We start from the raw sequence: 13,771 nt of genomic DNA, 5'->3' as shown, positions 1-13,771 counted from the left end.
GGATGAAACAGCACTGGGTGTCCCATGAATCAGCAAGCGATCAAAATTGAAGGCATGAGCTGCGCCTCCTGCGTTGGCAGGGTGGAGCGGGTATTGGCGGCCGTGCCCGGCGTCGACAAGGTCAGTGTTAACCTGGCAACCGAGATGGCGCGGGTGGAGTCGGCCCAGCCGGTCGAGTTTGCCGTGCTGGCGCAGGTCATCGACAAGGCCGGCTATCACGCGTCGCTGCCGCCGCCGGAACCGGGCGTCGCGCCAGCGGCGGACACGCCGGCCGGGCCAGCATCCGCCGCGCCGGCGCTGATGCCCACCGGCGGTGTCGCCGTGCTGCTGGCTGCCTTATTTTCCCTGCCACTGGTTCTCCCCATGCTGCTGGAGCTGGCCGGTATCCACTGGATGCTGGACGGCCGCCTGCAATGGCTGCTCGCCACGCCGGTGCAATTCTGGCTGGGTGCGCGTTTCTACCGCGCTGGCTGGCTGGCCGCGCGCGCCCGCAGCGGCAATATGGATCTGCTGGTGGCGCTGGGCACCAGTGCCGCCTATGGCCTCAGCGTCTACCTGCTGCTGGCCGGTGGCGCCATGCCACACCTGTATTTTGAAGCGTCGTCGGTGGTCATCACGCTGGTCCTGCTGGGCAAGTGGCTGGAAGCGCGCGCCAAGCGGCAGACTGCTGCCGCTATCCGTGCGCTGCAAACGCTGCGGCCGGAATCGGCGCGCGTACGGCGCGATGGACAGGACGTGGACGTCGCCATCCATGCGGTGCGGGTTGACGACATCATCGTCGTCCGTCCCGGCGAGCGCATTGCCGCCGATGGCGTGATCGCCGAAGGCGCCAGCCATGTCGACGAAGCGCTGATTACCGGCGAAAGCCTGCCGGTGGCACGCCATGCCGGCGAGCGCGTTACCGGCGGCGCCATCAACGGCGAAGGCTTGCTGCTGGTGCGCGTGACGGCGATCGGCGCGGAAAGCACGCTGTCGCGCATCATCCGACTGGTGGAAGACGCGCAGGCGGCCAAGGCGCCGGTGCAACATCTGGTCGACCGTGTCAGCGCGGTGTTCGTGCCGGTGGTTCTGGTGCTGGCACTGCTGACCTTTGGTGGCTGGTGGCTGCTTGGCGGCGACGCCGAGCAAGCCATCATCAACGCCGTGGCGGTGCTGGTGATCGCCTGTCCATGCGCGCTGGGGCTGGCGACACCGGCCGCCATCATGGCCGGCACCGGCGTCGCCGCGCGTTATGGAATCCTGATCAAGGATGCCGAGGCGCTGGAACTGGCGCACCGCATCACCACCGTGGCGTTCGATAAAACCGGCACGCTGACGGAAGGGCAGCCATCGCTGGCGGTGCTGGCGCCGGCGCCAGGCGTCGACGAAGCGCGGCTGCTGCAACTGGCTAGCGCCGTGCAGCGCGGCAGCGAGCACGCACTGGCCCGCGCCGTGCAGCAGGCGGCCGCTACACGCGCGGTGGCGGCGCTGGCGCCCGCCGCCGACATCAGCGCCTTGCCGGGACGCGGCGTGGCGGCGACAGTGGATGGCGTGCGCCTGCTGTTGGGCAGCACGCGGCTGATGCAGGAGCAGGGCGTGTCCTTGCAGGCGCTGTCCGCACGCGCGGAGGAACTCGAACGTAGTGGCCACACCATCTCCTGGCTGGCCGACGCCGATGCGCATCAGCTACTTGGCCTGCTGGCCTTCGGCGACCGCATCAAGCCACAGGCGCAGGCAGCGATCGCGGCGTTGCACGCGATGCATATCCAGACCATTCTGCTAACCGGCGATAATCAGGGCAGCGCGGATGCTGTTGCCCGGCAGCTGGGCGTACAGCGTGTGATCGCCAACATGCTGCCGGCGGACAAAGCCAGCACGGTCGCCGGGCTGAAGGGCGAGGGCGCCACCATCGCCATGGTTGGCGACGGCATCAATGATGCGCCGGCGCTGGCGGCGGCGGATGTCGGGATCGCCATGTCCAGCGGCACCGATGTTGCCATGCATGCCGCCGGCATCACGCTGATGCGCGGCGATCCGGCATTGGTGGCGGCGGCGATTTCCATCTCGCGCCGCAGCTATAGCAAGATCCGGCAGAATCTGTTCTGGGCCTTTATCTACAACCTGATCGGCATACCGCTGGCAGCGCTGGGCCTGCTCAATCCGATGGTGGCCGGCGGCGCGATGGCGCTGAGTTCGGTCAGCGTCATCAGCAATGCGCTGCTGCTGCGGCGCTGGAAACCGGAGGGGCAATGAATATCGGCGAAGCAGCCAAGGCGTCCGGCGTCTCGGCCAAGATGATACGCTACTACGAAAGCATCGCCCTGATACCGCCGGGGCGGCGCAGCGACGCCGGTTATCGCATCTACGCCGACAACGACCTGCACACGCTGCGCTTCGTCAAGCGCGCGCGCCTGCTGGGCTTCTCGCTGGAGCAGATCCGCGAACTGCTGTCGCTGTGGCAGAACAAGGCGCGCGCCAGCGCCGATGTCAAGCGCATCGCCACCGGTCATGTGGCGGAACTCAACCAGCGCATCGCCGAACTGACCGAAATGCGCGACACGCTGCAAACGCTGGCCAGCTGCTGCCACGGCGATCACCGCCCCGACTGCCCCATCCTCCAAAGCCTCGCCGACTAACGTATAATCCTGACACGTTTTGGTGCTCGCGCATTCGCCCGGATGCGCAGTTAAACGGGAAACAGGGAGCCTTCGCCGGCGATCCTGTGCTGCCCCCGCAACGGTCAACAAGCGTCGTCCCACGACGACAATCCGCTTCGCTATACCACTGTGCCTTGTGCATGGGAAGGTCAGGTGGATTTGCTTGCCAGCCCGGATACCGGCCAAACAGGTGGAGGCGTCATGGGCGCCTCTGTTCAATCCACTCACGGGGAGGTGAGGGGATTGCATCTTTAGTCAAATCATATCTATGCGTTTATCCATTTGTTCGATGGAGGTGCTGGCTTCGCTCGCGCTTCTGCCTTTGACCACCCACGCCGATCCAGCCGACACCACCATTGAAGTGCGCGGCCACTATGACAACGGCGTTGGCACTTCCAGCGCCGCCAGCCAGGGCGCGGTGACGGCCGACCTGATCGCCAACCGGCCGGCCTTGCGTCCCGGCGAGCTGCTGGAGTTTGTGCCCGGCGTGATCGTTACCCAGCACAGCGGCGACGGCAAAGCCAACCAGTACTTCCTGCGCGGCTTCAATCTGGATCACGGCACCGACTTCGCCACCTTTGTCGACGGCATGCCGGTGAATATGCGCACGCATGCGCATGGACAAGGTTATACCGATCTGAATTTCCTGATTCCCGAACTGGTGGACCGCATCAATTACAAGAAGGGGCCGTACTACGCGGACGAGGGAGATTTCGCCTCCGCCGGCGCGGCGCACATGACACTGGCGAACAGGCTGCGCGACAATACCGCCAGTATCAGCGTGGGCGAGAACGCCTATTACCGCTCGGTGTACACCGGTTCGACGCCGCTGGGCGCGGGCAATCTGGTATACGGCGCGGAGCTGGGACACAACGACGGTCCGTGGCAAACGCCGGAGGCCTTTCACAAGAGCATAGGCGTGCTGCGTTATGCGCAAGGCGCGAGCGACGATCAGTTCAGCGTGACCGGCATGTTCTACAAGGGCGCATGGCATGCCAGCAACCAGATTCCCTTACGCGCGGTGCAGAGCGGCGAGCTGAATGAATTCGGCGCGATCGATCCGAGTGATGGCGGCGACACGTCGCGTTACAGCCTGTCGGCCAGTATGCGCAAGCGCTCCAGCGATAGCCTGCTGCAGGCGAATGCCTATCTGGTGCAGTCGGAGCTGACCTTGTTCAATAACTTTACCTACTTCATGGATGATCCGGTCAATGGCGACCAGTCGCGCCAGCACGAGAAGCGCCGCATGGGCGGCTTCGATGTGGCACAGACGTGGTTCGGCCATTGGGGCGGGCTGGATGTCAGCAACAAGGTGGGCGTGCAGGGACGCTATGATTATCTGTCGCCGCTGTCGCTGCACGCGACGCGCAATCAGCAGGTGTTGCGCACGGTGTCCGAGTCGCGCGTGAAGGAGGGCAGTGTCGGCGCGTATCTGGAGAATACCGTGCAGTGGCGCGACTGGCTGCGCACCACGGCGGGCCTGCGCTATGACCGTTATCGCTTCGATGTCGACAGCAATATCGCCGAGAATTCCGGCAAGGTGAGCGCCGGCACGACGTCGCCTAAATTGTCGGTGGTGCTGGGGCCTTGGGCCAAGACCGAGTTCTTCGTCAACTATGGCGAGGGCTTTCACAGCAACGACGCGCGTGGTGCGACGGTGCATCTGACGCCGAAGGAAGGTGAGCCGATCGATCCGGTGACGCCGCTGGTCAAAACGCGCGGCGCGGAGATTGGTGCGCGCACCGAGTTCCTGCCTGGTCTGCAAAGCTCGGTCGCTGTGTGGAAGCTGCGCTCCGCTTCGGAGCTGGTGTTTTCCGGCGATGCCGGCGACACTTCGCCAAGCCGTGGCAGCTACCGCTCGGGCATTGAGTGGAACAACCATTACATCGCCAATTCCTGGCTGCTGTTCGATCTGGATCTGGCGTACTCGCGTGCTCACTACACCGAACATGACGAGGTGGGTGACAAGATTCCGGGCGCGATCGGCAAGGTGGCGTCGTTCGGTGCGACCATTGTGGATCTGGGGCCGTGGTCGGCGGCTTTCCAGATGCGTTACTTCGGCCCGCGTCCGCTGATCGAGGATGACAGCCGGCGTTCATCGACCACCGCGATTGCGTATGCGCGTGTGGGCTACAAGTTCAACCGCCGCTGGTCGGCGCAGCTGGATGCCTTCAACCTGTTTGACCGCCGCGTCAGCGATGTCGATTACTACTATGCCTCGCGTCTGCCGGGCGAGCCGGCGGAAGGCGTGGACGATATCCACTACCACCCTGCCGAACGCCGCACCTTCCGCCTGACGGTGAAGGCGACGTTCTAGCGCGCTCCCGCGATGAAGCGGTGGTGCTACCATCGCTTCATGACGACTCCATACCAACTCTATTACTGGGACGGCTTGCAGGGCCGCGGTGAATTTGTCCGGCTGGCGCTGGAGGAGGCGGGCGTGCCGTATGTGGATGTGGCGCGGCAGAAGAAGGGCATGCCGGCGCTGATGGCCAGCCTGGATGGCGACAAGGTGGCGCATCCATCGTTTGCGCCGCCGGTATTGCAGGCAGGCGCACTGCTGATCGGGCAGACCACGAATATCCTGATGTTCCTGGGCGCGAAACATGGACTGGCACCGCGTTCTTTAGAGGGACGCTTGTGGGCCAACCAGTTGCAGCTGACGATCGCCGACATCGTCGCCGAGGCGCATGATACGCACCATCCCATCTCCACGAACGCCTACTACGAAGACCAGAAGAGGGAAGCCAAGGCGCGCGCCAAGGATTTCCGCGAGCAGCGCATCCCGAAGTTCCTGGATTATTTTGAAGGTGTGGTGCAGCGCAATCCGGGGCGCGGAGGCTATGCGATCGGTGCGCGCCTGTCCTACGTGGATCTGTCGCTGTTCCAGCTGATCGACGGCCTGCGCTATGCGTTCCCCAAGACGATGGCGAAGCTGGCAGCCACCTATCCGCACCTGCTGGCACTGTATGACAAGGTGGCGCAGCGTCCAAATGTCGCCGCCTACCTGCGTTCCAAACGCCGGCTTCCACACAATGAAAGCTGCATCTTCCGCCATTACCCGGAGCTGGAGAAATAGTCAGGCTGCGCTGGTGACCGGGTAGCCGGCGTCGGCGATGGCGGATTTCAGCGGTGCCAGCGGCGTCGCGCTGTCGATCCGGACCGACTTGGTGGCCAGATCGATATCCACCTTGGCGGCGGCGTCCACCGCTTGCACAGCCTTGGTGACGGCGCCAACACAGTGGCCGCAGCTCATGTTTTCTACTTGCAGTTGATACATTGCGTACTCCCGGAACAGTTTCGATCCCTGTACTCTAATCCTTCCAGCAGTAGTAAGGTCAAGCGAATTTTCCGGTTGCGCCTCAGCCCACCGGCGGATCGTCCAGCCGCGCCAGATCGAGGCTGATCAGCGCCCAGATGCCGCCCACGTAACTGGGCTCTTGCAGCAGGGTTTCGACTTCGGAGGGTTTGATTTCGAAGGGGCGGCCTTGCTCGATCAACTGGCCGACGTGACCGTAGATCGCCTTGGTGGCGTTGCTCAGGGCTTTGTCGACTGTCTCGCCTGTTGTAACGCAGCCAGGCATATCAGGTACCGTGACGCCGTATTTTTGGGCGCCTATCGTCCGCTGGATCAGGATAGGTATGTCCATGATATCTGGCCAACATCAATGACTTGAGTGTCTAGTGTCATACAGCTTGCCACCGGTTTCAAGCACTTTCTGAGAAGAGCTTTTGCCAAGCTGTTCCTTGCTTTGAGTGATTGACATCGAGAATTGCCTCAGATAACATTGAGAACATGCTTTAATGCATCTAAAATGTCAGTGTAGTAATACACAAAGCCACGGTCCCCTATCCCCGTACCTGGTCAAGCGCCACGCTTTATTTACCTAAACCACACGGGGATCATCATGAAATTCGCTAAACTTGCTGCACTTGCCGTTGCTATGGCCTATGGCACCTCCCAGGCTGCCGTCATCACTTTCCAGACCGGTTTTTCCGACGCCGGCGTTCAATCCAGTGCCACCGCTTACCGCGACGTGGTGAATGCGGCTGTTGCCAATTCGACGCAGAGCACAGTGTTGAGCAACTATGACATCGTTTCCAACCAGTCGCTGTTCGGCGCCGGCGCCAGCAACATCGCCTTCAAGTCGAGCATCGACTTTGGGCTGGCCAACAGCGGCACGTATTCCTTCCGTGCCGGCGTCGATTTCGGCAATGGCGGTGCGGTGTTCCTCGACGGCCAGGCGGTCGATCTGAAAACCAACGATATGTGGTGGGCGCACAGCTACGACAACACCAATTCGGTGTTCACGGTGAACAACCAGGCGCTATCGGCCGGCAATCACACGCTGACCATCTACGGCCTGGAAGGCTGCTGCGATGGCGGCCAGCAGGTGCAGTTCTCTGCCAACGGCGGCGCCTTCCAGAGCTTCAGCGCCAACACGCTGCAACTGACCGCCGCCGTGCCTGAGCCGGAAACCTACGCCATGATGCTGGGCGGCCTGGGCTTGGTGGGCGTGGCCGCGCGCCGTCGCCGCAGCAAACAGGTAGCGTAAAAAGAAAAAGCCCCGCCGGCATTGCTGCGGGCGGGGCCAAAAACAATCGGGTCAGCACTGACCCCGAATTTTTACAGCACTTCGCTGGCGTGATCCGCCAGGCGCGAGCGTTCGCCGCGCGCCAGTGTGACGTGGCCACTGTGCGACCAGCCCTTGAAGCGGTCGACCACATAGGTCAGGCCGCTCGAACCTTCAGTCAGGTATGGCGTGTCGATCTGCGCGATATTGCCCAGGCAGATGATCTTGGTGCCCGGACCGGCACGCGTCACCAGCGTCTTCACTTGCTTCGGCGTCAGATTCTGCGCTTCGTCGATGATCAGGAACTTGTTGACGAAGGTACGGCCACGCATGAAGTTCAGCGACTTGATCTTGATGCGCGAACGGATCAGGTCCTGCGTTGCCGCACGGCCCCACTCGCCGCCATCCGAATCGGACTTGTTCAGCACTTCAAGGTTGTCGTCGAAGGCGCCCATCCATGGCGACATCTTCTCTTCCTCGGTGCCCGGCAGGAAACCGATGTCTTCACCGACCGGCACCGTCACGCGGGTGACGATGATTTCGTTGTAGAGCTTGGTTTCCAGCACTTGCGCCAGGCCGGCTGCCAGTGCCAGCAGGGTTTTGCCCGTACCAGCCTGGCCGAGCAGCGTGACGAAGTCGCATTCCGGATTCATCAGCAGATTCAGCGCGAAGTTCTGCTCGCGATTGCGCGCGGTCACGCCCCAGACATTGTTCTTGTTGTGGCTGAAGTCACGCAGGGTTTGCAGCACGGCGGTCTTGCCGTTGATCTGCTTGACCTGGCCATAGAACGGCGCTTCGCCATTCTTCGGCTCCAGGAACACGAACTGGTTGACCAGCATCGACGGCACGAACGGGCCGGTGACGCGGTAGAACGTGGCGCTCTGGCCGTTCTTGTTCTCCTGCCAGGACTCCAGATCCTTGCCGTGCCTGTTCCAGAAATCGTCCGGCAGCTGGACGATGCCCGAGTACAGCAGGTCGGTGTCTTCCAGCACGTGGTCGTTGAAGTAGTCCTCGGCCGGCAGGCCCAGCGCGCGCGCCTTGATGCGCATATTGATGTCTTTCGACACCAGCACGATGGCGCGGCCGGCTTGCTCGGCTTCCAGCGAACGCACTACCGACAGGATCTGGTTGTCGGCCTTGCCCGATGGCAGGCCAACCGGCAGCTCGGCCGTTTGCAGACGGGTCTGGAAGTACAGGCGGCCCTTGGCGTCCTTGTTGCCCAGCTTGGACAGCGGGATGCCATTTTCGATGGCGTCGTCGTCGGTGTTGGAGACCAGCGCGTCCAGCGTGCGCGACACCTGGCGTGCATTGCGCGCCACTTCGGTCATGCCTTTCTTGTGGTTGTCCAGTTCTTCCAGCGTCATCATCGGCAGGTAGACATCGTGCTCTTCAAAACGGAACAGCGACGATGGATCGTGCATCAGCACGTTGGTGTCCAGCACGAACATCTTGGTGGTGCCGGTCTGGTCGGCATTGCGGCTGGTGGACGACTTGATCGCCACTTCATTGTTCTTGTGCTTGGCCGGGTGCGGCGCTTCGGCCACGATCGGCGTGACCTTGCCACGCGGCGAAGGCTTGCCCTTGGCCTCGACCGCTTCGGCGGCGGCTTGCAGCACGGCCGGCGCGGCCTTCAGCACGGCAGCCACGGCTTTGGATTTGCCGGCGGCCGGCGTCTTGGCCACGGCTGGTTTTTTTGCAGGTGGTACGGCTTTGACGGTCGCCGCCTTCTTCGGCGCTGGTGCAGGCTCCGGCGCGATGTCGGCGACTGCCGCGAGGGCAGGCGTCACGCGGCCGCTGGCCTTGGGGTAATCTTTTGCCAACAGTATAGTCGCTGGCTTACTTGGTATTTTTGGCAGTGGCATCAGGATCTCAATCGAAAGATATCTGGAGGAATCCGCCCACAGGAAAACGTCCCGATGGGGTGGATGCTGGGTAAAAGGGAAAAGTAGACTGCCGACGGGCGCTCATCCGGCCCGGTGAAAGTACCGCGTGGTGGCCGGCTGGCCACCATGTAGGGTGGGAAGAATTACAGTACTGACTCAAAATAACTGGATACGCTCGGTTCTGATACGGTTGAGCAAACTGGAAGCTGCAACGCGTCCCAACAACGATCCTGATAACTCAGGCCTGACGCGCTACAAATTCCAGCACTTCATCGACGTGACCGGCTACCTTCACGCCTCTCCATTCTTTCACCAATTGGCCGTTAGCGTCAATCACAAACGTACTGCGCTCGATGCCACGGACAGTCTTACCGTACATTTGCTTCATCTTCATGACACCGAACTGTTCGCAGACTTGCTCTTCCGGATCGGAAATCAGTTCAAACGGCAGGCCCAGCTTGGCGCGGAAGCCTTCGTGCGAGCGCAGCGAATCACGGCTGATGCCGTAGATTTCGGTCCCGGCTGCCTGGAATTGTTCATGCAGGTCGCGGAAGGCCACGTTTTCAGTGGTGCAGCCTGGGGTGTTGTCCTTCGGATAGAAGAACAGCACGGTATAACGCGCCGGGCGGCCGGACAACTGGAAGGTCTGGCCGCTGGTCATCGGCGCGGAGAAATCGGTTACTACATCAGCCACAGGCGTCTCCTAAGAGGGTTACTAAGCTTGGGCAGCACCTTGAATGATCAGCTGGCCCGAGCGTCCCGGCAATTCGCCCCAGGTGATGGGGCAAACCGGCATCGGCAGGGTTCGTATCTTCTGATAGTAGTCAGCCATGGACGCCAGTCGGTATCCCTGCGCTTGCCATCCTGCCAATAGCTGCTCAAATATGGGGGCAAGTTTCTGTCCTTCAAGCTCTGCATGCAAAGTATAAACGTGGTCGCGCGTGGCGCCCTCGGTCAATTTCAGCAGGAAAGCAGCGATATTCGCGGTGCTGATGGTTAAGCCGTTGATTTCGCAGCCTAAAAGTTCATCCAGCGTGGGCAGCGTGGTGGGCATCTGGATGTGCTTCAGCACCTGCTTGCCGTCGGACAGCAGATGCGGGCCGTCGGCCGGGTTGGCCAGCGTGCCGTCGGGTTTGAGCACGCAGCGGCCGTCGGACGCATAGGCGTAGCCGGCGTCGTCGTGTTCATGGAAGGCGCCATTGTTCATCTGCCAGCCGGCGGCGCCGTGCGTACGCGGCGCCACGCCGAAGATTTGCGTGTAGCGGGCGGCCGCCTTGCGCATCATGCTGGCCGACCAGGCGGCGTCGCGCTTGGCCACATTGTCCTGCCACAGCACGTGGTCCCAGGTATGGATACCGCATTCGAAGCCGGCGTCCTGCACGGCGCGCATCTCGGTCGCGCAATCCTTGCCGATGTCCGGGCCGGGCAGCAGCACGCCATACATCAGTGTCTTGAGGCCGTAGTGTTCGACCACCGAGGTGCGCGACACCTTGTTGAAGAAGCCGGGGCGCAAGGCGCGGCGCAGCGCCCAGCCGGTGTGGTCCGGGCCAAGCGAGAACAAAAAGGTGGCGCCAGCCTGGCGTGCCTTCAGCATGCGCACCAGGTTGGGAACGCCTTCACGGGTGCCACGCCAGGTGTCGACATCGATCTTCAACACCATCAAGGGTCGGGTCGTCATCAGTCCATCAGTCCATCAGCGCGTGAGCGGCGGCTACCTGGCTGCGGTAGGCGTCGAAGATTTTCTTCAGCGCGTCGGCCATGCTGGTGGATGGCTTCCAGTCCAGTTCTTCACACGTGTTGGTGATCTTCGGCACGCGGTTCTGCACATCCTGGTAGCCGGCGCCGTAGTAGGCGCCGGAGGTGGTTTCGACGATCTTCACCTGCGCGGCGCCGCTCGCGTACTCAGGGTAGTCCCTGGCCAGTTCCATCATCATGCCGGCCAGGTCGCGGATCGAGTAATTGTTGACCGGGTTGCCGATGTTGTAGATCTTGCCGCTGGCGGCGCCGTCCTTGTTATCGATGATCTTCATCAGTGCATCGATGCCGTCATCGATGTCGGTGAAGGCGCGCTTTTGATGGCCGCCGTCGACCAGCGAGATGTTCTCGCCACGGACGATGTGGCCGAAGAACTGCGTTACCACGCGCGACGAGCCTTCCTTCGGCGTGTGGATCGAATCCAGGCCGGCGCCGATCCAGTTAAATGGCCGGAACAGCGTGAAGTTCAGGCCTTCCATGCCATAGCCCCAGATCACGCGGTCCATCAGCTGCTTGGCGTTCGAGTAGATCCAGCGTGGCTTGTTGATCGGGCCGCAGATCAGTTCCGAATTCTCTGGATCGAATTCGTCGTCATGGCACATGCCATACACTTCCGACGTCGACGGGAACACCAGGTGCTTGCCGTACTTGGCGGCCGAGCGCACGATGGGCAGGTTGGCCTCAAAGTCCAGTTCGAACACGCGCAGCGGCGCTTTCACATAGGTCGATGGCGTGGCGATGGCCACCAGCGGCAGGATCACGTCGCACTTCTTGACGTGGTATTCGACCCACTCCTTGTTGATGGTGATGTCGCCCTCGAAGAAGTGCATGCGCGGGTGGTCCAGCAGCTCGGGAATGCGGTCGCTGTTCATGTCCATGCCGTAGACATGCCAGTCAGTGGTTTCCAGGATGCGTTTCGACAGGTGGTGGCCAATGAAGCCATTGACGCCAAGGATGAGGACTTTTTTCATGATGAGTTTTTCAGGTGATGATTAGGCCGCCGCAGCCAGGCGTGCTTGCAACTGTGCTGCGGTGATGGCGATGCCATCGGCGGTCAACGAGGAAATCGTCAGCATGCGGCCGTCGCCACAAACACCGAAGATACGGTCATCGACCACAGCCAGGCCGGCAGGCAGGCTGAGGCCGACAACATTGCCGGCCAGGCGCGCACGCTGAATGACATAGCGTACGCCGTCAATCTCAGTGAACGCACCTGGATAGGGAGGGGCAACAGCCCTGTGCAAATTGTAGACCTGCTGCGCCGGCTGGCGCCAGTCGATGCGGCCGTCTTCCGGCGTGCGGCCACCGAAGTAGCCGCCCTGGGTCAGGTCGTTGTGCAGTCGCGGCGCGCGCTCGTCCAGCAGCGATGGCAGCACGCGCCACAGCGCCTGCTCGGCCGCCACCTGCACTTTGCCGAAGACTTCGTGCGCGGTGTCGTCCGGCAGGATCGGCACTTCCATCTGCGCGACGATGGCGCCAGCATCCGGCTTGACGGTCATTTCGTGCAGCGTGGCGCCGGTGACAGTGGCGCCGTGCAGCACCGCCCAGTTGACCGGCGCGCGGCCGCGGAATTCCGGCAGCAGCGAGCCATGCATATTGAAGGCGGGCGCCACGTCCAGCAACGCGGCCGGCAGCATGTGGCGATAGTAGAAGCTGAACATCAGGTCAGGTTTGGCCGCCAGCACTTGCGCCAGCAGTTCCGGCGACTTCGCGTCGGCGGGCGTGATGTAGGGAATGCCTTCGGCCTGGCACAACGAGATCACCGATTCGAACCAGATGTTCTCGCTGGCGTTGTCTTCATGCGTGACCACCAGCGCGACGTCAACGCCGCCGGCCAGCAGCACCTTCAGGCAGCGCACGCCGACATTGTGGTAGGCGAAGACCACCGCCCGCTTGCGGCTTTCAAACTCAGTCATGATGACGCGCCACGGTGCGTTTTTCGATACCGATCGGCAGCTCCGCCAGCTCGACCGGCTTTTGCTGCAGGATCGTCTGCACCACGTAGCGCGGCCGCGCACGCACCTGCTGGAAGATGCGGCCGACATACTCGCCCAGCAAGCCAATGCCGAACAGGATCACGCCCATGAAGAAGAAGGCCACGGCAAACAGCGTGAACACGCCGTCCGCCTCGACGCCTACCACCAGCCGGCGATACGCCAGCACCACCACCATGATGGCGGAGAAGAAGGACATCGCCATGCCCAGCATCGAGTAGAACTGCAGCGGGATCAGCGAAAAGCCGGTGATCAGGTCGAAATTCAGGCGGATCAGGCTGTACAAGGAGTACTTCGATTCACCGGCCGCGCGTTCCTCGTGTTCGACGATGATTTCGGTCGGGTTGCGGGCAAAGCGGTAGGCCAGCGCCGGCACGAAGGTATTCACCTCGCAGCACTGGTTCATCAGGTCCACCACGTTGCGGCCGTAGGCGCGCAGCATATTGCCCTGGTCGGTGATCTTGATGTTGGTGATGCGCTCGCGCAGGCCATTCATGGCCTTGGAGGCCCAGGTGCGCCAAGCAGAATCCTGGCGCTTGCGGCGGATTGAACCAACGTAGTCGTAGCCCTCGCGCATCTTGGCCACCAGGTTGCCGATTTCTTCCGGCGGATTTTGCAGGTCGGCGTCGAGCGTGATCATGATCTCGCCGCGCGCCGCTTCAAAGCCGGCCAGGATCGCCATGTGCTGGCCGTAGTTGCCGTTGAAGAGCACCACGCGGGTGACGTCGGGACGCTTGCGGAATTGCTCGGCCAGGATAGCCACCGAGTTGTCGCGGCTGCCGTCGTTGACGAACACGATCTCGTAGCTGGCGCCCAGCTTGTCGAGCGCCGGATACAGGCGCGCGAACAGCACCGGCAGGCCGGCCTGCTCGTTGTACACCGGGATCACCACCGAGATTTCCGGCTTCAGATTGGCGAGAGTCATGTCG

13 protein-coding genes and 1 riboswitch are annotated in these 13,771 nt (G+C 62.2%); of the genes, 5 read left to right on the top strand and 8 right to left on the bottom strand.

Annotated features, from left to right (window positions below):
* The first annotated feature begins 24 nt into the window (after window positions 1–24).
* From BLS51_RS06645 to BLS51_RS06630, 4 genes are all read left to right on the top strand, one after another.
* Window positions 25–2,232, top strand: a complete 2,208-nt coding sequence (locus BLS51_RS06645) for a heavy metal translocating P-type ATPase (RefSeq protein ID WP_229207364.1) — start codon at window positions 25–27, stop codon at window positions 2,230–2,232.
* On the top strand, window positions 2,229–2,615 hold the full coding sequence (cueR, locus tag BLS51_RS06640; RefSeq protein WP_090176237.1) for a Cu(I)-responsive transcriptional regulator: 387 nt from the start codon (window positions 2,229–2,231) through the stop codon (window positions 2,613–2,615). The genes BLS51_RS06645 and cueR overlap by 4 nt, the downstream gene beginning before the upstream one ends.
* A 3-nt stretch (window positions 2,616–2,618) precedes the next feature.
* Window positions 2,619–2,838, top strand: a riboswitch (cobalamin riboswitch).
* Between the two features lie 66 nt (window positions 2,839–2,904).
* On the top strand, window positions 2,905–4,953 hold the full coding sequence (locus BLS51_RS06635; protein WP_229207365.1) for a TonB-dependent receptor: 2,049 nt from the start codon (window positions 2,905–2,907) through the stop codon (window positions 4,951–4,953).
* Between the two features lie 39 nt (window positions 4,954–4,992).
* Complete coding sequence (locus tag BLS51_RS06630) at window positions 4,993–5,715, top strand: glutathione S-transferase (RefSeq protein WP_090180499.1); 723 nt, start codon at window positions 4,993–4,995, stop codon at window positions 5,713–5,715.
* Here the strand turns inward: BLS51_RS06630 and BLS51_RS06625 are convergent, their stop codons facing one another.
* Entirely contained in the window at window positions 5,716–5,916 is a 201-nt protein-coding gene (locus BLS51_RS06625; protein ID WP_090176246.1) for a heavy-metal-associated domain-containing protein, read from the bottom strand. It abuts the gene before it with no gap.
* An 82-nt stretch (window positions 5,917–5,998) separates the two neighbouring features.
* Window positions 5,999–6,286: a type II toxin-antitoxin system HicB family antitoxin gene (locus tag BLS51_RS06620; protein ID WP_090176251.1), complete on the bottom strand. Its 288-nt coding sequence runs from the start codon at window positions 6,284–6,286 to the stop codon at window positions 5,999–6,001.
* 258 nt (window positions 6,287–6,544) lie between these two features.
* On the opposite strand from BLS51_RS06620, the gene BLS51_RS06615 reads away from it, so the two are divergent.
* Window positions 6,545–7,192: a CCXG family PEP-CTERM protein gene (locus BLS51_RS06615; protein ID WP_090176254.1), complete on the top strand. Its 648-nt coding sequence runs from the start codon at window positions 6,545–6,547 to the stop codon at window positions 7,190–7,192.
* A 71-nt stretch (window positions 7,193–7,263) separates the two neighbouring features.
* Here BLS51_RS06615 and BLS51_RS06610 read toward each other — a convergent pair whose 3' ends face one another.
* The 6 genes from BLS51_RS06610 to BLS51_RS06585 form a co-directional block, all read right to left on the bottom strand.
* Complete coding sequence (locus BLS51_RS06610) at window positions 7,264–9,072, bottom strand: PhoH family protein (RefSeq protein WP_090176259.1); 1,809 nt, start codon at window positions 9,070–9,072, stop codon at window positions 7,264–7,266.
* A gap of 259 nt (window positions 9,073–9,331) precedes the next feature.
* Complete coding sequence (locus BLS51_RS06605) at window positions 9,332–9,787, bottom strand: peroxiredoxin (RefSeq protein WP_090176262.1); 456 nt, start codon at window positions 9,785–9,787, stop codon at window positions 9,332–9,334.
* Window positions 9,788–9,808: 21 nt separating this feature from the next.
* Complete coding sequence (locus BLS51_RS06600; protein ID WP_090176266.1) at window positions 9,809–10,771, bottom strand: polysaccharide deacetylase family protein; 963 nt, start codon at window positions 10,769–10,771, stop codon at window positions 9,809–9,811.
* A 7-nt stretch (window positions 10,772–10,778) separates the two neighbouring features.
* The gene (locus BLS51_RS06595; RefSeq protein WP_090176269.1) at window positions 10,779–11,819 is read right to left on the bottom strand and encodes a bifunctional UDP-4-keto-pentose/UDP-xylose synthase; all 1,041 of its coding nucleotides are present in this window, start codon (window positions 11,817–11,819) and stop codon (window positions 10,779–10,781) included.
* A 21-nt stretch (window positions 11,820–11,840) separates the two neighbouring features.
* Window positions 11,841–12,764 carry a formyltransferase gene (locus BLS51_RS06590; protein WP_090176272.1) on the bottom strand — a complete coding sequence of 308 codons (924 nt, stop codon included), beginning with the start codon at window positions 12,762–12,764 and terminating at the stop codon, window positions 11,841–11,843.
* A complete protein-coding gene (locus BLS51_RS06585) occupies window positions 12,757–13,752 on the bottom strand; it encodes a glycosyltransferase (RefSeq protein ID WP_090180502.1) in 996 nt (331 codons plus the stop codon). Before BLS51_RS06585 ends, BLS51_RS06590 begins: the two co-directional genes overlap by 8 nt.
* Between the last annotated feature and the right edge of the window lie 19 nt (window positions 13,753–13,771).

The organism is Duganella sp. OV510, assembly GCF_900100205.1.
GTDB lineage: Bacteria > Pseudomonadota > Gammaproteobacteria > Burkholderiales > Burkholderiaceae_D > Rugamonas.
Note: the sequence above shows the minus strand (reverse complement) of the source record. Positions and strands in the feature narration are given on the sequence as shown.

Excerpts from the sequence above, each read along its gene's own strand:
- BLS51_RS06645 (WP_229207364.1), top strand. The coding sequence starts at position 25 with ATGAATCAGCAAGCGATCAAAATTGAAGGCATGAGCTGCGCCTCCTGC.
- BLS51_RS06625 (WP_090176246.1), bottom strand. The coding sequence starts at position 5,916 with ATGTATCAACTGCAAGTAGAAAACATGAGCTGCGGCCACTGTGTTGGC.
- BLS51_RS06620 (WP_090176251.1), bottom strand. The coding sequence starts at position 6,286 with ATGGACATACCTATCCTGATCCAGCGGACGATAGGCGCCCAAAAATAC.
- BLS51_RS06630 (WP_090180499.1), top strand. The coding sequence starts at position 4,993 with ATGACGACTCCATACCAACTCTATTACTGGGACGGCTTGCAGGGCCGC.
- BLS51_RS06635 (WP_229207365.1), top strand. The coding sequence starts at position 2,905 with ATGCGTTTATCCATTTGTTCGATGGAGGTGCTGGCTTCGCTCGCGCTT.
- BLS51_RS06600 (WP_090176266.1), bottom strand. The coding sequence starts at position 10,771 with ATGACGACCCGACCCTTGATGGTGTTGAAGATCGATGTCGACACCTGG.
- BLS51_RS06610 (WP_090176259.1), bottom strand. The coding sequence starts at position 9,072 with ATGCCACTGCCAAAAATACCAAGTAAGCCAGCGACTATACTGTTGGCA.
- BLS51_RS06595 (WP_090176269.1), bottom strand. The coding sequence starts at position 11,819 with ATGAAAAAAGTCCTCATCCTTGGCGTCAATGGCTTCATTGGCCACCAC.
- BLS51_RS06615 (WP_090176254.1), top strand. The coding sequence starts at position 6,545 with ATGAAATTCGCTAAACTTGCTGCACTTGCCGTTGCTATGGCCTATGGC.
- cueR (WP_090176237.1), top strand. The coding sequence starts at position 2,229 with ATGAATATCGGCGAAGCAGCCAAGGCGTCCGGCGTCTCGGCCAAGATG.
- BLS51_RS06590 (WP_090176272.1), bottom strand. The coding sequence starts at position 12,764 with ATGACTGAGTTTGAAAGCCGCAAGCGGGCGGTGGTCTTCGCCTACCAC.